Raw genomic sequence first — 17,163 nt, forward strand, 5'->3', positions numbered from 1 at the left:
ATCCGCAGCTTCGGCACATAGTTTTAGCCCCGTTACATCTTCCGCGCAGGCCGACTCGACTAGTGAGCTATTACGCTTTCTTTAAAGGGTGGCTGCTTCTAAGCCAACCTCCTAGCTGTCTATGCCTTCCCACATCGTTTCCCACTTAACTATGATTTTGGGGCCTTAGCTGGCGGTCTGGATTGTTTTCCTCTTGACTACGGACGTTAGCACCCGCAGTCTGTCTCCCGGATAGTACTCATCGGTATTCGGAGTTTGCATCGGTTTGGTAAGTCGGGATGACCCCCTAGCCGAAACAGTGCTCTACCCCCAATGGTATTCGTCCGAGGCGCTACCTAAATAGCTTTCGGGGAGAACCAGCTATCACCAGGCTTGATTAGCCTTTCACCCCTATCCACAAGTCATCCCCTGGCTTTTCAACGACAGTGGGTTCGGTCCTCCAGTTAGTGTTACCCAACCTTCAACCTGCTCATGGATAGATCGCCTGGTTTCGGGTCTACACCCAGCAACTATACGCCCTATTAAGACTCGGTTTCCCTACGGCTCCCCTATGCGGTTAACCTTGCTACTGAATGTAAGTCGCTGACCCATTATACAAAAGGTACGCAGTCACCACACGAATTTGCTCCCACTGCTTGTATGCATGCGGTTTCAGGATCTATTTCACTCCCCTCACAGGGGTTCTTTTCGCCTTTCCCTCACGGTACTGGTTCACTATCGGTCAGTCAGGAGTATTTAGCCTTGGAGGATGGTCCCCCCATATTCAGACAAGGTTTCACGTGCCTCGCCCTACTCGTCATCATTATGTGTGCCCTTTCGTGTACAGGACTATCACCCACTATGGTTGCACTTCCCAGAGCATTCCACTAAAACACACATAACTTAATGGGCTGTTCCCCTTTCGCTCGCCGCTACTGAGGGAATCTCAATTGATTTCTTTTCCTAAGGGTACTGAGATGTTTCACTTCCCCTCGTTCGCCTTGCAACACTATGTATTCATGTTGCAATACCTACCTTATGGTAAGTGGGTTTCCCCATTCAGACATCTCCGGATCAAAGGATATTTGCCGCCTCCCCGGAGCTTTTCGCAGGCTATCACGTCTTTCTTCGCCTCTGACTGCCAAGGCATCCACCACATGCACTTAATTACTTGACTATACAACCCCAAACAGTCGTTAATCCCTACAAGTAGGATTAAGACAATTAAATAAATAATCAATTATCTATTTAATCTACAGTTCGAAGTCACGTGCACTTAAGCACCGTACAGCTTCAATCTAAATTCATATACCAAAACGCTTGATTCAGTTAATTTGCTAGTTCTCAATTCAATCTACGTTCATCAACCCGTCATAACAACGCGTTAACGTATATTGATTGAGTGAACAATTTATTTCAGACTCAATTTTGCCAATCTGTTAATGATTCACTGCATCCTCGTCGGACTGCAGTCAACTGTGATAAATCACAGAGATTAATAAGCATAAACTTACTAAGCTCTATAATCTATGGTGGAGACTAGGAGAGTCGAACTCCTGACCTCCTGCGTGCAAAGCAGGCGCTCTACCAACTAAGCTAAGTCCCCAGCTTATCATTTAAGTCAATGTTCTGATTTCTATTCGCTCTGCAATTGCTTGCTTGTCGTTAGTGGTGGGTCTGACAAGACTTGAACTTGTGACCCCACGCTTATCAAGCGTGTGCTCTAACCAACTGAGCTACAGACCCTCAGATACATCGTCATGAAGAACAACTTGTTGTGGATTCTTACTAATCGTCAATCTTTCGTTAAGGAGGTGATCCAGCCGCAGGTTCCCCTACGGCTACCTTGTTACGACTTCACCCCAGTCATCGGCCACACCGTGGTAAGCGTCCTCCCTAAGGTTAGACTACCTACTTCTGGTGCAACAAACTCCCATGGTGTGACGGGCGGTGTGTACAAGGCCCGGGAACGTATTCACCGCGGCATTCTGATCCGCGATTACTAGCGATTCCGACTTCATGGAGTCGAGTTGCAGACTCCAATCCGGACTACGATCGGCTTTTTGAGATTAGCATCACATCGCTGTGTAGCAACCCTTTGTACCGACCATTGTAGCACGTGTGTAGCCCTGGCCGTAAGGGCCATGATGACTTGACGTCGTCCCCGCCTTCCTCCAGTTTGTCACTGGCAGTATCCTTAAAGTTCCCATCCGAAATGCTGGCAAGTAAGGAAAAGGGTTGCGCTCGTTGCGGGACTTAACCCAACATCTCACGACACGAGCTGACGACAGCCATGCAGCACCTGTATCAGAGTTCCCGAAGGCACCAATCCATCTCTGGAAAGTTCTCTGTATGTCAAGGCCAGGTAAGGTTCTTCGCGTTGCATCGAATTAAACCACATGCTCCACCGCTTGTGCGGGCCCCCGTCAATTCATTTGAGTTTTAGTCTTGCGACCGTACTCCCCAGGCGGTCTACTTATCGCGTTAGCTGCGCCACTAAAGCCTCAAAGGCCCCAACGGCTAGTAGACATCGTTTACGGCATGGACTACCAGGGTATCTAATCCTGTTTGCTCCCCATGCTTTCGCACCTCAGTGTCAGTATTAGGCCAGATGGCTGCCTTCGCCATCGGTATTCCTCCAGATCTCTACGCATTTCACCGCTACACCTGGAATTCTACCATCCTCTCCCATACTCTAGCTAACCAGTATCGAATGCAATTCCCAAGTTAAGCTCGGGGATTTCACATTTGACTTAATTAGCCACCTACGCGCGCTTTACGCCCAGTAAATCCGATTAACGCTCGCACCCTCTGTATTACCGCGGCTGCTGGCACAGAGTTAGCCGGTGCTTATTCTGCGAGTAACGTCCACGCATCTAGGGTATTAGCCTAGAGCGCCTCCTCCTCGCTTAAAGTGCTTTACAACCAAAAGGCCTTCTTCACACACGCGGCATGGCTGGATCAGGGTTCCCCCCATTGTCCAATATTCCCCACTGCTGCCTCCCGTAGGAGTCTGGGCCGTGTCTCAGTCCCAGTGTGGCGGATCATCCTCTCAGACCCGCTACAGATCGTCGCCTTGGTAGGCCTTTACCCCACCAACTAGCTAATCCGACTTAGGCTCATCTATTAGCGCAAGGTCCGAAGATCCCCTGCTTTCCCCCGTAGGGCGTATGCGGTATTAGCATCCCTTTCGGAATGTTGTCCCCCACTAATAGGCAGATTCCTAAGCATTACTCACCCGTCCGCCGCTAAGCTAAGGTGCAAGCACCCTCGCTCCGCTCGACTTGCATGTGTTAAGCCTGCCGCCAGCGTTCAATCTGAGCCATGATCAAACTCTTCAGTTAAAATCATTTCGAGTTTTATAAGTAAAACTCTTAAACTTGGCTCATCAATTTTCTGACTTAAATTTCGCTCAAATAAACTTCGAGTAATTCAAACCAATCAATCAATGAAAATAATTTCGATCAATCAACCAGTAAAAATCCACACAAGTTGTTCTTCATAATCTCTTAATGATCTTTCCAACACCTCGTCAGTGCCAGAAGCTGGACTTAATAAACTTAACAACTCAGCACTTCGTGCTTCGTTCGTTTCCGTCTATCTCGTCGGTATGGGGTGCATTATAGAGAAATTTAAAAGCTTTGCAAGCACATTTTATAAAGTTTTAAGAAAAAAGTACCTGTCTGGTTATTTTTAAACCAGATTGCTGCATATTTCATCTGTATTACTAAGTTTAGCTAAGTAATTATAAAAATAAAGTAGTCCACTTAGACTTTAAATCTATAAATAAAAAACCAGCCGAAGCTGGTTTTATAATCTTTTCATTTTATTGCGGTTTTTAATTGGCCTGTTCTGCCAGCCACGACATAAATTTTTGTCGTTCTGTTTTAGACGCTTGTTGCCACAGCTGAATCAGTTGCTGATCTGCACCGGCAACATTGCTAACAGTTGCAACGGGTTTGGTTGTCACGACTGCTTGCGGACTATACACCGCTGCTGGTTGTGTCACCGATACAGGTGCGGCCTGCGCAGATTCTGTTGAAGAAGTACTAAATAAGTTTTGTAAAATGCCACGGTTTAAATCTTTGGCTCCAGCCTGCTGCACCAGCAGCTGATTTTTCGCATCAAATAAACCGAATACCGGCTGCTTGGCAAACTCCTTGGCATCATCATGCGTTTTTGGTGGATTCACCAGCCCTAAACGGTATGTGGCTTTATCTTGTAAAACCGGAGTTTTAATATGCACGATGCCCGAACGTACAATATCGTGTGAACCAATGCCCGGATGCTCTTCAAAAAACTGTACATAACGTACGCTCAGCACATTCTCGCCAGGCTTCACGCTATAGTTATGATTACTGCTAAACAGACGGCTTTTCACTTCCTGACCATTTAAACCTTCAACCTTAATTTCTTCCGGTGCCGTAATGGTCACTGCGGAAAAAGCTGTACTACTTAAACTTAAAGCCAGTGCTGCGAAGGATAAACGTAAAGCCATGCTGTTCACTCTAGTCGATTGTTCAATTTTAGTTGCACTATGCAGCGCTGAAATGACAGTTTTATGACAAAAATGGGGAAAGCCCAATTTCTCTCTTTTTAGTGTCGTTTTGCCATAAAAAAGAGCGCTGAATGCCATTGCTGTCCCACAATTTTTCACAAGAGGAAGCTCATTTGAGCTTCCTCTTGTTTTATGGGTATTTTATCGGGTGAAAATAAAGCTTTTAAAGTTCTTCTTTCAAACAAATTCACTTGAATTATTCTGAGTAAACGTTGAACTGTCCAACCTGTTTTTCCTAAATGTCGAGCGAAACTCACCAATAAATAGGCGATCATCGCAATCCAGATTTGTGTCTGAATTGCGTTCCTGCTGCGGCCTAGAAACGCTTTTAATTTGAGATTCTGCTTAATCGCCTTAAAGAACAGCTCAACTTTCCAACGATCTTTATAAATCGCCGCAATGGTGGAGGCGGCTAAATGAAAGTTATTGCTGAGAAAGCTAAAGTGCTTGCCACTTTGCTGATCTCTATATTCAATTCTTCTTAACACTGGGGCTTTTCTTTTTAGGGCATGTGCGCTATTCAGCTGAATGGTTTCATCTTTTAGAATACCTTTGGATTCAAGCACTGGATGTTGCTGGATCACCTGATACACAGATTTAGGCCTAAAACGTGTGACAAATCCAATGTTTTGAGCAGTCAGATTTGCATACCATTGGTAATCGACATAGCCTTTATCAAAAACTACAATGCTGCCAGCAGGAAACTGGAATTTGCGGCCTTGTACCATGTCATTTTCTTTGCCATTTTCAACTGCAACAAACTCAGGAATATCATTGCTGTGATTCAATCCTATACTGAGTTTCATGCTGGCTTTTGAGTCGTGAACTTTGGCCCATTCACATAAGGAAAGCGACAGGTCAATATGACTGGCATCCAAGGAATACAAGGGATTCTTAAAGCGAAATTTATGAGCTACTTTTGAGTGTTCATAGTATTTAAGCAACTTGTAAAATAGCTGTTGATACAAGGCAGCAGGCTGCTGCTCATTGATTCGTGCCAGCGTGCTTCGGGGAATAGACTTTGCTCCGAGATGACTCAGCTTTTCCTGTTGGCACTCCAAATTGGATTGAATATCTCTCAGACTTTGTCTACAAGAGAATTGAGACATCAATATGGCAATAAACTGATCCCACCGGGAAGCCGCTCTAAATTTCTGTCCAACATGGTGTACTTTAGCAAGTTGTTCAAAATCCTGTCGCACAACAGGTTTAATTAGCTCATGAAATACGGTATTCTGATGTGACAAAACCTGAATCCTGGTCGTTAAAGTGTTTGTTTACACTCATATTTTAACTGTTAGGACTCAGGTTTTTTTATTTAAAGCAAACTATGGGACAGTAGTGCGCTGAATGCGCCCTTTCTTTGGTTTAGCTATGCAACTTAGTGAAAAGTTTTAAAACGATCTGCATCATTCATAAACTCTTTATCACCCGCTGGTGCTTCAATTGAACCGAACACCAGTTGCGCTCTTAATTTCCAGTTGGCTGGTACATCAAAGGTCGCCGCAACTTCTTCATCAATAATCGGGTTGTAATGCTGTAGCGATGCACCAATGTTGTTTTCTGCCAGCGCAATCCAGGTTGCAAACTGGGCAATCCCTGTTGAATGCTCTGACCATACCGGGAAGTTATCTGCGTATAGTGCAAATTGTTCTTGCAGTGCTTTCACGACATCTTGGTCTTCATAGAATAACGCAGTACCAAAACCTGCGGCAAAGCTGCTGATTTTGCTGTCAGTTGATGCAAAGTTTTCAGCCGGCACCATTTTACGCAAGGTTTCACGTACAATTTCCCAGAATTTGGCATGTGACTCACCAAACAGAATCACCACACGTGAAGTTTGCGAGTTAAACGAAGATGGGCTTAAACGAACGGCTTCTTTAATAATTTCTTCAATTTTCGCTTCGTCTAGCGCCACATTTTTACCAATTGAGTAAATGGTACGGCGTTTAAGTAAATGATCTTTAAATGACATATCTTTTTCCTTGGTATGGTCTTGTATTTATAACAGATGGATTTATCTTAACGGCTGCCTGGGCTGGAAAATAGTCCCAGTTTTATAACAATGTGTTGCATTTATGGAACAATAACCGCGCTTATCGTAGATTTTATGAAAACAAGTTAAATTTTAAAGCGCATCAAAGCTGTCTGAGCACAATCCCTGCTCTAGGTTTAGATCAATTATTAGGTTTTCTTCCAGTTTAAAGGATATATAAAAAAACTCCGCAAATCGCGGAGTTTTTTGAGCTACTTATTTGTCTGTTTCAAACAGCGCCGCCACAAAGGACTTGGCTGAGAATGGACGCAGGTCATCAATTTTTTCACCCACCCCAATAAAGCGGATAGGCACATGGGTACGGCTGGCAATATTAAACAGCACACCACCTTTGGCGGTACCATCCAGTTTGGTAATAGTTAAGCCAGTTAATCCAACCGCTTCATCAAACATTTCAACCTGGTTAATCGCGTTCTGACCGGTACCGGCATCTACCACCAGCATCACTTCATGCGGTGCAGTGGCATCAATTTTTTGCATCACACGTTTAACTTTGGTCAGTTCCTGCATCAAATGACCTTTGTTATGCAAACGCCCTGCAGTATCAGCAATCAAGACATCCATACCTTTGGCACGCGCACTTTCAAAGGCATCAAAAATGACCGAGGCACTGTCTGCACCATGACCTTGCGCGACCACAGCAACATCATTACGCTCGCCCCAGATTTGCAACTGTTCAGTAGCTGCGGCACGGAAGGTATCACCAGCGGCCAGCATAACTTTCTTGCCTTCACCTTGTAAACGTTTGGCCAGCTTACCAATGGTCGTGGTTTTACCCACACCATTCACGCCCACCACCAGAATGACATACGGATTTTTATTCGAATCAATATGTAACGGTTTAACACGCGGTGCCAGTAAAGCCACCAGCTCTTCCTGCAAGGCTTTATACAGCGAGTGTGAATAAATCAGATCACCACGCGCAGTACGTTCAGTCAGGTTGGCAATAATGGTTTTGGTGGCATCGACACCAATATCAGCCACCAGCAATTGCTCTTCAACTTCTTCTAAAAGTTCATCATCAATTTCTTTGCCACCAATTAAGATGTTGACCATCCCATCGGCAAAGTTTTTACGGGTTTTGGTTAACCCTTCTTTCATACGGCTAAAGAAACCGCCTTTTGATTTCTCTTCAGCTGCTTCTGTGGCTACAGGCGCAGAAACAGGTGCTTGTTCTACTTTAGGTGTTTCAACGATAGGTACATTTACCGCAGGTAAACTTGGTAAAGTGACATCGTCATCCCCGATATCAGCATCAATCAAAAATTTATTTTGCCCATTAGATTGCTGTTGCATGCCGAATCCTTGAAAAGCAGTGCGTTAAAAAGTTGGATTCTAACATAAACTGCCCGCTTTGACTTGTCATTGCCAATCATGTTTCGCAGGCTGCAAAAAGTTACAGGATTCCCTTGCTTTCACTGCCCCGTTTCTGAAGAATGAAAGCAAATACAGATGCATTGCGGATCATCTTTGTGATACTGAACAATAAAATTTTGCCTGCTGTGGTTCATCATTTAAAACAACAACGTTTCGCCCTTACCCTACTTCTGATCGGTTTCTCATCGAGCGCTTTGGCGGCCAATACTCAAAGCGAGCTGGCACGCAGTACCGTTGAAACCACGTTAAAAAACGGTTTAAAAGTCATTATTCGTGAAGATCATCGTTCGCCGATGGTGATGACTCAAATCTGGTACAAAGTTGGTAGCAGTGATGAGTCGGGAAATTTACTCGGTATTTCCCATGCACTGGAACACATGATGTTCAAAGGCACACATAAAGTGCCGAATGATGAGTTTACCCGACTCAGCCGGATTTACGGCGGCCGGGTCAATGCCTCGACCTTTACCAATTACACCAATTATTATCAGCTGTATCCAAAAACCTATTTTCCGATGGCGCTGGAGCTTGAAGCCGACCGGATGCGTAATTTATTGCTGCGCCAGCAGGATTTTGCCACCGAAATCAAAGTGGTGATGGAAGAACGGCGCCAGCGTACCGATGACAATCCGCGTGCTTTGGCTTTTGAACGGTTTAAATGGATTGCCTACCCGACCAGTCATTATCGCCAGCCAATTATTGGGCATATGAAAGATCTGCAAAATATCCAGCTGGAGGATTTACGTCAGTGGTACAAGCAGTGGTATAGCCCGAATAATGCCATTTTAATTATTGTCGGCGATGTTAATGCTGAAGCGGCTTTGCTCCAGGTACAAAAATACTTTGCCGATATTCCAGCGCGCAGCCTGCCAGCCCGCAATGATGTCCGCGAATTTGAACGTCTGGGCTATCGGCACATGGAACTGAATTTTCCGGTTCAGGTGCCGAATTTGTATATGGCCTGGAATGTCCGTTCGCTAACGACTGCGACCAATCCGCAAGATGCCTATGCGCTGACCATCATTCAGCATTTATTAGACAGCGGCATTTCTTCGCGCCTGCAGCAGCGTCTGATTCGTGAGCAAAAACTCTTAAGCGCCTTAAGCGTCAGCTATGATCCATATAATCGTGGCGACAGCCTGTTTACCATTTCAGCTTTACCGGTGGATGGCGTGGATCTGGCCCAAGCCGAACAGGCGATTCAGGCTGAAATTGAACGCCTGAAAACCGAGCTGGTGCATGAACCGGAAGTAAAACGCGTGACAGCCAAGTTTGTGTCGAATTTGCTTTATAGTCAGGATGATCTAGCGGGACAGGCCAAGATGATGGGTAATCTGGAGGTGAATGGATTGAGTTATCGCCTGATGGATGAGCTGCCCCAGCATTTTGAAACCGTACGCCCGCAAGACATTCAACGCGTCGCCAATGTCTATTTTGTGCGTGACAATTTGACCACCTTATATTTGCGTCCACACAGCAAGTCACCCTAAAGGATACCGACATGCCCTATTTCCGTTCCTGCGTTCTGGTGGCCAGCTTATTTGCGATCAGTTCTGCGCAGGCCAATGTCAATACCACCACCGAAGTGGATGAAAATCCAAATACCTTACAATCTCTGCCGCTGCTGCAAAGTCTCAGAAATATTAATCAGCAGAAATTGGATTATCGCGCGCCTTATGTGCATGACCTGAACAACCGTTATCAGGTCAGAACCCTGTTTGTGGAAACACAGGACTTGCCAATTCTGGATATACAGCTGACCTTTAATGCCGGTGCTGCGCGTGATCGGGAAATTGAAAGCGGCTTATACGGCGTGGCCAATATGGCCGCCCAGCTCTTAGATGAAGGCACGCCCAAATATAACGCACAACAAGTGGCTGCCGTGTTTGAACAGGTCGGTGCGCAGTTTAGTGCGCGAGCCTATCGAGATATGTTTATTGTCAAATTACGGGTGCTGTCTGACCCGGAAAAACTGGAACCGGCTTTAGCCATGATGATGGAACTGCTCAAACATGCCACCTTTGAAAAACAGAGTATTGGCATGGTGGTCAGCAATAACCAGCTGGGGCAAAAACAGCTGAAAGAAAATCCCAGCCGGATGATGGAGATTCAGCTGTATCGCAGCTTATATGGGCAACATCCTTATGCCCAGCCAATTAACGGTACCAATGGCAGTATTCAGCGGATTCAGCCCAAACATCTGCAACAGTTCCGTGAGCAGTTTCTGGTGGCGCAGAATATGAATATTGCCATTACCGGAAAAATGCAGGCCAAAGCAGCTTTAAATCTGGCAGAACGTATTGCCGGCAACTTAGCGCAAGGTCAGGCGGCTGCACCACTCCCCACACCCATCACAGCAAATGGCTTTCAGATTGTACACATGCCCTATCAGTCCAGTCAGGCGCATATTGTGCTCGGTCATATTGGCACCACACGTCATGATCCAGACCGGCTGGCTCTAGAAGTGGCCAATCGTATGCTCGGCGGTAGCGGCTTTCATTCTGTTTTGATGAAAGAACTGCGGGTAAAACGCGGCTATACCTATGGCGCATCCAGCAGCATGAGTTTTAGTCAGGCACCGGGTGTATTTCGCATCAGCTACTCAACCCGGCAAGATCAACTGATGGACAGTATTCGTGTCGCGCATAAGGCACTGGTCGATTTTGTCCGCGAACCGATTGATCCGAAACAGCTGGAAGAAACCAAAAACGGCTTGTTAAGAGCCTATCCTAACCATTACAGTAGCAATGCTAGTATTAATGCCCAGCTCGGCAGTTTGGGATTTTATGAACAATCGGCACAGAGCTTGAGTGAATATTCAGCACAGCTCAGCAAAATTAGCGCCGAAGATGTGCAAGCTGCGGTACGCCGGCATCTGCATCCGGAACATCTGACTGTGATTGTGGTCAGTGAAAGTTTAGATAAGGCGGCTTTAGAACAAGTTTTACAACACAATTTACAGACCACCGGCAGTCAATCGCTTCCTCAGGTTGAAGATATTCCGGCGATTAATATGCCTCCACATCCAGAGGAGGAAGTTGTTTTGCCTGACCCAGTTCCATCTGATGGGCCTGCATCAATTTAAGATATTGCCCATAACGCACCTGTGGCTGCTGCATTAAGCGCACAGCCATCTCCTGAGTTTCAGGATACATCGACTGCTGTGACAGATACTCAATATTCTGAAATTGTACGGACCCGACCGGGCGATAAAGTGCAATGGAAGATAACAGGAGAATAATGACAATAATGCTGACCACTACCCCATTATAAATTTGCTCTAACGTGAGTCGTGATTTTAATTGAATGAATAATTGAGAAATTTTTTGTATTGCGTCATGCATAGCCTACCTCGAATAGCCGTAGTGTAGGATGCTAGCGGTATTTGCACAAGATAGATGGCTCAATTTTACCCGAACTGGTGAGTAAAAGTGAGCCATTGCTGTTTAAGTCATCAACGCGCGGAATACGGTATACAGGATAATACCCGCGACAATGGCCAGCACAATGAAGATGGCAAAGATACTGACCCCTTTTTCGGCATCAGCCGGATGCAGTTCATCATCATCGGCAATGCTGATTAGCTCACCATTATAAATACGGTAGAATTCTTCACGCTGCTGTGGATCGAGTGTACTGGTAAAGTCATGCACACGTTTACGCTGCGCCAGACAATACTCACCTAAATGAATTTCCTGATGGAACACCGCCTCATCGAGTTTTTTACGGTGATGATGGGCCAGCTCGATAATCTGCTCCGCACGTAAAGGCAGATCAAAGTTAAAACCGTCTATTGTATTTGTCATGTGGCTCTCCTTTTTATGTTACCTTTCTTATATGCATATCATAATAAAATTATAGAGTGTTCAATGTTTAATCATGTAAACTTGAAATATCACGGATCTGCCCCATCTCTTAGTTGACATTTCCACGAATGTGTAATATTAGTTTAACACAACCTCGATAAACTATTATTTAGACTGGCTATACAGTCTTTATTGCGATCATAATTAAAATAAAGGAGTTTTATATGATTCAGAGTATCTCTCACCATGATCTTGAAATTGCATATGCAAATGCGGTTAACACCATTCAATCACAGATGAACTTCCAAGATGCTGTGGCTGAACTTGAACAGGTTGCCCGCGCGGGTCATGGCAAAGCCGCTATGTTCTTAGCTGAACTGTACTATCAAGGCTTCCGCGTAGAACGCGATTCACTCAAAGCACAGTACTGGCAGAATATGGCCACCATGCAAGCATAAACAGACGTCACCTAGGTGGCGTTTTTTAATGCCTGAAATTTGTTTTTTATATTTGTTTACGATTTAACGCAAAGCTTAAACGCTTTATTCATCTGAATTTCCTACAATACAGGCACCACATTAGTGTTTATATGACATGAACCAGATTAAGTCTTTAAAACCCGCTGCCCAAGATATTCACATGAAAATCAGTATTCTAAAATCAATGATGTATTGCGGAGTACTTTGGGGGCTATATCATCAGGGTTGGGCCATGACCTCCGATCAGGATGATTTTATTTTTCCCTTTTGGTTAAACGGTGTCCAAGCCTATAAATATGCCAAGAAACACTGGCCAAACTACACTCCGCGCCAGATTAGCCCGCAGGATTTCCAGAATTCCCTGCTACCGACCTTAACCCGTTTAAAAGTTACACCGGCGCTGTGTCATTGTTCCAGCCAGCAATTCAAGCTGACCACACAGCAAATGAAACACTTTTTCTTTAATGACGCCCAGTTAAAGACCGCTTAACGTAGAGATTCATGCACCATCAAACCTCAATGAAAACAATATGACTGCTGATTATGGCCTCTAATGATAAAACTATTGGCATTTTTCAAAATTGAGGTTAAGTTAGAACCCATACCAAGAACAAAAATGGCAAGGACCAGACAGAATGACCAATGTAACACACGTATTAAAAGATAAGCATAGCCAGGAAATATACACCGTTAGTCCAGAAGCAACTGTACTCGAAGCAATTTCAATTATGGCCGATAAAGGCATCGGGGCGCTTGTAGTGACCCATGAAGGCCAAGTGGTCGGAATTTTATCCGAGCGTGACTACACCCGTAAAATTGCGTTGATGGAACGCTCTTCTTATGACACCACCGTCAATGAGATTATGACCGCAAAGGTACTGACCGTGACCCAAAGCACCAGTGTAGAAGACTGTTTGAGCCTGATGACCGATCGTCATTTACGTCATTTACCGGTAGTAGAAAATGACAAACTGGTCGGACTGGTGTCGATTGGCGACTTGGTAAAAGCAGTAATGGATGATCAACGTAAACTGATCGACCAGCTACAACAATATATTGCCAGCTAAACAGACAATATAAAAAACAAAAAAACTCTCCTTCAAGAGAGTTTTTTTATGGCTAGCCTTTTAAAAAACGATCTTTTTTAAAACTGCTCGTTTAAAAGAGACTAAACAGGATTAATTCAAGCCCAGCTTGTGTGCCACATAGTCCGCATCTTTGTCACCGCGACCAGACAGGTTCACCACAATATTGGTGTCTTTGGACATTTTTGGTGCTTCACGCATTGCCCATGCGACCGCATGCGAGCTTTCCAGTGCCGGCACAATCCCTTCAACCCGTGATAGCTGAATAAAGGCGTCCAGACACTCCTGATCAGTAGCAGTGGTATATTCGACACGACCAGCATCTTTCAGGAAGCTGTGCTGTGGCCCTACACCCGGATAATCCAGCCCAGATGCAATCGAGTGTACCGGGAGTGGCTCACCCTGCTCATCTTCCAACACATAACAGGCCATACCGTGTAACTGACCCGGTTTACCTAAGGTGAGGGTTGCAGAGTGCATATCGGTATTCAGGCCATGACCGGCTGGCTCAACACCAACCAGTTTTACTTCCGGATCATTCAGAAACGCGGTAAAAGCGCCCACAGCATTAGAACCACCACCGACACAAGCCACAATATAATCCGGCTGTGCACCAAAACGTTCCTGCGCCTGAACTTTAATTTCATCACCAATAATGGCCTGGAAATCACGTACCATCATCGGGAATGGATGCGGTCCCACCACCGAACCAATCGCATAAATATAGTTTTTCGGATCTTTTAAGTATTCTTCGAAGGCGCTGTCTACCGCATCTTTTAAGGTTGCAGTGCCGCGGGTCACGGAAATCAGCTTGGCGCCCAGAATTTTCATTTTTACGACATTGGGATGTTCTTTCTCAATATCGACCTGACCCATGTGAATTTCGCATGGAATACCCACCAGAGCACAGGCGGTTGCCAATGCCACGCCATGCTGACCAGCGCCAGTTTCGGCAATGACTTTGGTTTTGCCCATATATTTGGCCAGCAAGGCTTCACCTAAACAATGGTTAATTTTATGTGCACCAGTGTGGTTTAAATCTTCACGTTTTAAATAGATTTGTGCCCCGCCCAACTGCTCAGATAAACGCTTGGCATGAAATAGCGGACTTGGACGACCTACATAATGTGCGAATAGCTCAGCCAGTTCCTGCTGAAATTCCGGAGTCTGACGAATTTCTTCGTAGGCCACTTTAATATCATCCATCGCCGCTTTCAGATGCGGTGGAATAAACTGCCCGCCATATTCACCAAAAAAACCATCTTCATTGGGTAAGGCAACGCCATTCATCTGAGAGTTCATGCAGTATTCCTTCTATTTTATGAAGCTTAACGCGCCAAATAACGGGTTAAATCTTCAATCCCCTTTAACGTCATGGGATACATATGATTTTCAAAAATTTGCTGAATTAAACCGATGGTCTGGGTGTAGTGCCAATATTGCTCTTGTTCCGGGTTCAGCCAGGCGGTTTTATCAAAATGCTGGCGTAAACGGCGCAACCACACTTGCCCGGCCTCATCATTCATATATTCCACTGAACCCCCAACGGCATTCAGCTCATAAGGTGCCATACTGGCATCCCCGACCACAATCACACGATAGTCGCGTCCATAGGTATTGAATAAATCCCAGGTGTTCATACGGGTGTGTGAACGGCGCACATTGTCTTTCCAGACATAGTCGTACAGGCAGTTATGAAAATAAAAATATTCCAACGTTTTAAATTCGGTTTTGGCCGCACTAAACAGCTTTTCACACTGGGCGATGTGCGCATCCATGGAGCCGCCGACATCAAACAGCATTAATACTTTAACGCGGTTACGCCGCTCGGGTACCAGTTGCACATCCAGAATGCCCTGTTTGGCGGTTTCACGAATGGTGCCATCGACATCTAATTCTTCAGCCGCGCCCTGACGGGCAAACTTGCGCAGACGGCGCAGCGCCATTTGCATTTGCCGTGAACCGAGCAGCTGGTCATCATCCAGATTACGGTATTGACGCTGTTCCCAGACTTTAACCGCCGAACGTTTACGGCCCGGCCCGCCTATACGCACCCCTTCAGGATGGTCGCCATAGGCACCAAACGGCGAGGTTCCACCGGTTCCAATCATGCGGTTACCGCCCTGATGCTTTTTATGCTGTTCGCGTAAACGCTCTTCCAGCATTTTCATCAGTTCTTCCAGTGAACCGGCTTTTTTCAGTTCTTCGCGCTGCTCTGGGGTTAAATGCTTTTCCAGTAGCTCCAGATCGAACCAGTCTTTGGGTAATTTATGGACTTGATTGAGCAATTCATCCAGATCAAAGGTAGAGATACCATCAAAGTAATCTTTCATGGCCCGGTCAAACTTGTCAAAAAAGCGTTCATCCTTGACCATAATGGTTTTGGCCAGATGATAAAACTCATCTTGATTGGCAAAGACCAGACCTTCTGCCACTGCACGGTTCAGGTCAATCAGTTCACGAGTGGTGACCGGGACGCCGTATTTTCTTAAGGTATAAAACAATCGCACAAACATGTGGCGATTACTCCCTTAACGACGGGCCATAAAGGCTAAGCGTTCCAGTAACTGAACATCCTGCTCGTTTTTAATCAGCGCACCGTACAACGGTGGAATGGCTTTGGTTTTGTCAGCATTACGCAGAATATCGTCCGGCATGTCATCGGCCATTAACAGGCTCAGCCAGTCAATCAGCTCAGAGGTTGAAGGCGGTTTTTTCAGGCCCGGAATCTGGCGTAGTTTAAAGAATACCTGTAAGGCTTCTGACACCAAAGTCGTGGAGATATTCGGGAAATGCACATTGATGATGTCACGCATGGTGGCTTCATCAGGGAAATCAATATAATGGAAGAAACAGCGACGCAAGAAGGCATCGGGCAGTTCTTTTTCATTATTGGAAGTGATGATCACAATCGGGCGCTGCGTTGCGGTAATGGTTTCGCCAGTTTCATAAACGAAAAAGGACATTTTATCCAGCTCATGCAGCAAGTCGTTTGGAAACTCAATATCGGCCTTATCAATTTCATCAATCAGCAGTACACAGCGCTCTTCACTGCTAAATGCCTCCCACAGTTTCCCCGGCTTGATGTAGTTTTTAATATCATAAACCCGGTCATCACCGAGCTGGCTATCACGTAAACGCGACACGGCATCATATTCATACAAGCCTTGCTGGGCTTTGGTGGTTGATTTGATATGCCAAGTGATCAGTTTCAGTCCCAGACTTTGGGCGACCTGCTCGGCCAGTAAGGTTTTACCGGTACCCGGTTCACCTTTAATTAACAGCGGTTTCTGTAAACGGCGTGCAGCCTGTACTGCCAGCTTTAAGCTGTCAGTGGCGATGTATTGATCGGTACCAGTGAAGTGTTGTGTATCTACAGACATGAGATAACCTTATTTCAATTTAAACTTATTTTTGTAATTAAAGCGCTGTGCTGTTGTTCTTGGCGGCAAGACCTTCTTTACGCTGGCTATATTTAGACCAGAAATAACCAACCACCAGTCCTAAACCAATCACCACCAGAATGGCAGATAAATTGGACCAGACCAGCGGCATTTCCTTGGTTAATACACCAAACAGCAAACCAAAGGTGGCCGGTGCAATACCTGCATTATGCCCTTCGGAAATGGTAGGGGTCAGCAAGATGGCAAAGACCACAATCCAGCTTACGCCGCCAAGTGGATGAGGCAGACGTTTGGCAATTTCATACCAGCACCATAAAATAATCAGGCTACCCAGCAGATAGACCGTAACGGCAATGGTATTTTCAGGAATTGATTCTAAAAAAGTCATTAAATTTTCCATTACTCAACTCCTGAATTTA

At 45.4% G+C, this 17,163-nt stretch carries 15 protein-coding genes, 2 tRNA genes and 2 rRNA genes; 5 read left to right on the forward strand and 14 right to left on the reverse strand.

Features of this window, described 5'->3' with window-relative positions; translation table 11 throughout:
* The 8 genes from P253_RS04745 to ftsY all read right to left on the reverse strand — a co-directional run.
* Positions 1–1,156 (reverse strand): 23S ribosomal RNA (locus tag P253_RS04745); the annotation flags it as partial.
* 353 nt (positions 1,157–1,509) lie between these two features.
* Positions 1,510–1,585: transfer RNA gene (locus P253_RS04750), tRNA-Ala, on the reverse strand.
* A 63-nt stretch (positions 1,586–1,648) separates the two neighbouring features.
* A tRNA-Ile gene (locus tag P253_RS04755) sits at positions 1,649–1,725 on the reverse strand.
* 61 nt (positions 1,726–1,786) lie between these two features.
* Positions 1,787–3,323, reverse strand: a 16S ribosomal RNA gene (locus P253_RS04760).
* A 494-nt stretch (positions 3,324–3,817) separates the two neighbouring features.
* Entirely contained in the window at positions 3,818–4,477 is a 660-nt protein-coding gene (locus P253_RS04765) for a DUF2057 domain-containing protein (protein WP_035363193.1), read from the reverse strand.
* A gap of 155 nt (positions 4,478–4,632) precedes the next feature.
* Entirely contained in the window at positions 4,633–5,784 is a 1,152-nt protein-coding gene (locus P253_RS04770; RefSeq protein ID WP_005176703.1) for an IS4-like element ISAbe18 family transposase, read from the reverse strand.
* 134 nt (positions 5,785–5,918) lie between these two features.
* Positions 5,919–6,512 (reverse strand): nitroreductase family protein, encoded by a 594-nt coding sequence (locus P253_RS04775; protein ID WP_016658994.1) that lies wholly within the window; start codon positions 6,510–6,512, stop codon positions 5,919–5,921.
* A 276-nt stretch (positions 6,513–6,788) separates the two neighbouring features.
* Positions 6,789–7,889: a signal recognition particle-docking protein FtsY gene (ftsY, locus tag P253_RS04780; RefSeq protein ID WP_016658995.1), complete on the reverse strand. Its 1,101-nt coding sequence runs from the start codon at positions 7,887–7,889 to the stop codon at positions 6,789–6,791.
* 176 nt (positions 7,890–8,065) lie between these two features.
* Between ftsY and P253_RS04785 the strand changes: the two genes are divergently transcribed.
* On the forward strand, positions 8,066–9,460 hold the full coding sequence (locus tag P253_RS04785; protein WP_016658996.1) for a M16 family metallopeptidase: 1,395 nt from the start codon (positions 8,066–8,068) through the stop codon (positions 9,458–9,460).
* An 11-nt stretch (positions 9,461–9,471) separates the two neighbouring features.
* Positions 9,472–11,055 (forward strand): M16 family metallopeptidase, encoded by a 1,584-nt coding sequence (locus P253_RS04790; protein ID WP_016658997.1) that lies wholly within the window; start codon positions 9,472–9,474, stop codon positions 11,053–11,055.
* On the opposite strand, the gene P253_RS15430 is transcribed toward P253_RS04790, so the two are convergent.
* Both P253_RS15430 and P253_RS04795 read right to left on the reverse strand, forming a co-directional pair.
* The gene (locus P253_RS15430) at positions 10,979–11,314 is read right to left on the reverse strand and encodes a hypothetical protein (RefSeq protein ID WP_005178398.1); all 336 of its coding nucleotides are present in this window, start codon (positions 11,312–11,314) and stop codon (positions 10,979–10,981) included. The two genes, P253_RS04790 and P253_RS15430, sit on opposite strands and share 77 nt — an antisense overlap.
* 102 nt (positions 11,315–11,416) lie before the next feature.
* A complete protein-coding gene (locus P253_RS04795; protein ID WP_005178401.1) occupies positions 11,417–11,776 on the reverse strand; it encodes a hypothetical protein in 360 nt (119 codons plus the stop codon).
* Between the two features lie 224 nt (positions 11,777–12,000).
* Here P253_RS04795 and P253_RS04800 point away from each other — a divergent pair, with 224 nt between their 5' ends.
* The 3 genes from P253_RS04800 (at position 12,001) to P253_RS04810 (ending at position 13,322) form a co-directional block, all read left to right on the forward strand.
* Positions 12,001–12,234, forward strand: coding sequence for an SEL1-like repeat protein (locus P253_RS04800; RefSeq protein WP_005178404.1), 234 nt, complete (start codon positions 12,001–12,003; stop codon positions 12,232–12,234).
* 136 nt (positions 12,235–12,370) lie between these two features.
* Positions 12,371–12,745, forward strand: coding sequence for a DUF2750 domain-containing protein (locus P253_RS04805; RefSeq protein ID WP_005178408.1), 375 nt, complete (start codon positions 12,371–12,373; stop codon positions 12,743–12,745).
* Positions 12,746–12,890: 145 nt separating this feature from the next.
* Positions 12,891–13,322 (forward strand): CBS domain-containing protein, encoded by a 432-nt coding sequence (locus tag P253_RS04810; RefSeq protein WP_016658998.1) that lies wholly within the window; start codon positions 12,891–12,893, stop codon positions 13,320–13,322.
* 111 nt (positions 13,323–13,433) lie between these two features.
* On the opposite strand, the gene trpB is transcribed toward P253_RS04810, so the two are convergent.
* Genes trpB through P253_RS04830 form a run of 4 tightly spaced genes read right to left on the reverse strand, consistent with a single transcriptional unit; the run spans position 13,434 to position 17,144 of the window.
* Entirely contained in the window at positions 13,434–14,642 is a 1,209-nt protein-coding gene (gene trpB, locus P253_RS04815; RefSeq protein ID WP_016658999.1) for a tryptophan synthase subunit beta, read from the reverse strand.
* Between the two features lie 26 nt (positions 14,643–14,668).
* Positions 14,669–15,856: a vWA domain-containing protein gene (locus P253_RS04820; RefSeq protein WP_005178414.1), complete on the reverse strand. Its 1,188-nt coding sequence runs from the start codon at positions 15,854–15,856 to the stop codon at positions 14,669–14,671.
* 15 nt (positions 15,857–15,871) lie between these two features.
* A complete protein-coding gene (locus P253_RS04825) occupies positions 15,872–16,723 on the reverse strand; it encodes an AAA family ATPase (protein ID WP_016659000.1) in 852 nt (283 codons plus the stop codon).
* A gap of 37 nt (positions 16,724–16,760) precedes the next feature.
* A complete protein-coding gene (locus P253_RS04830; RefSeq protein ID WP_016659001.1) occupies positions 16,761–17,144 on the reverse strand; it encodes a hypothetical protein in 384 nt (127 codons plus the stop codon).
* Positions 17,145–17,163: the final 19 nt, after the last annotated feature.

It is taken from the genome of Acinetobacter indicus CIP 110367 (assembly GCF_000488255.1).
GTDB classification, from domain to species: domain Bacteria; phylum Pseudomonadota; class Gammaproteobacteria; order Pseudomonadales; family Moraxellaceae; genus Acinetobacter; species Acinetobacter indicus.

Bases quoted from the DNA above. Each gene is read 5' to 3' on its own strand.
- P253_RS04765 (WP_035363193.1), bottom strand. From the start codon at position 4,477: ATGGCTTTACGTTTATCCTTCGCAGCACTGGCTTTAAGTTTAAGTAGT.
- P253_RS04775 (WP_016658994.1), bottom strand. From the start codon at position 6,512: ATGTCATTTAAAGATCATTTACTTAAACGCCGTACCATTTACTCAATT.
- ftsY (WP_016658995.1), bottom strand. From the start codon at position 7,889: ATGCAACAGCAATCTAATGGGCAAAATAAATTTTTGATTGATGCTGAT.
- P253_RS04790 (WP_016658997.1), top strand. From the start codon at position 9,472: ATGCCCTATTTCCGTTCCTGCGTTCTGGTGGCCAGCTTATTTGCGATC.
- P253_RS15430 (WP_005178398.1), bottom strand. From the start codon at position 11,314: ATGCATGACGCAATACAAAAAATTTCTCAATTATTCATTCAATTAAAA.
- P253_RS04795 (WP_005178401.1), bottom strand. From the start codon at position 11,776: ATGACAAATACAATAGACGGTTTTAACTTTGATCTGCCTTTACGTGCG.
- P253_RS04800 (WP_005178404.1), top strand. From the start codon at position 12,001: ATGATTCAGAGTATCTCTCACCATGATCTTGAAATTGCATATGCAAAT.
- P253_RS04805 (WP_005178408.1), top strand. From the start codon at position 12,371: ATGAACCAGATTAAGTCTTTAAAACCCGCTGCCCAAGATATTCACATG.
- P253_RS04810 (WP_016658998.1), top strand. From the start codon at position 12,891: ATGACCAATGTAACACACGTATTAAAAGATAAGCATAGCCAGGAAATA.
- trpB (WP_016658999.1), bottom strand. From the start codon at position 14,642: ATGAACTCTCAGATGAATGGCGTTGCCTTACCCAATGAAGATGGTTTT.
- P253_RS04820 (WP_005178414.1), bottom strand. From the start codon at position 15,856: ATGTTTGTGCGATTGTTTTATACCTTAAGAAAATACGGCGTCCCGGTC.
- P253_RS04825 (WP_016659000.1), bottom strand. From the start codon at position 16,723: ATGTCTGTAGATACACAACACTTCACTGGTACCGATCAATACATCGCC.
- P253_RS04830 (WP_016659001.1), bottom strand. From the start codon at position 17,144: ATGGAAAATTTAATGACTTTTTTAGAATCAATTCCTGAAAATACCATT.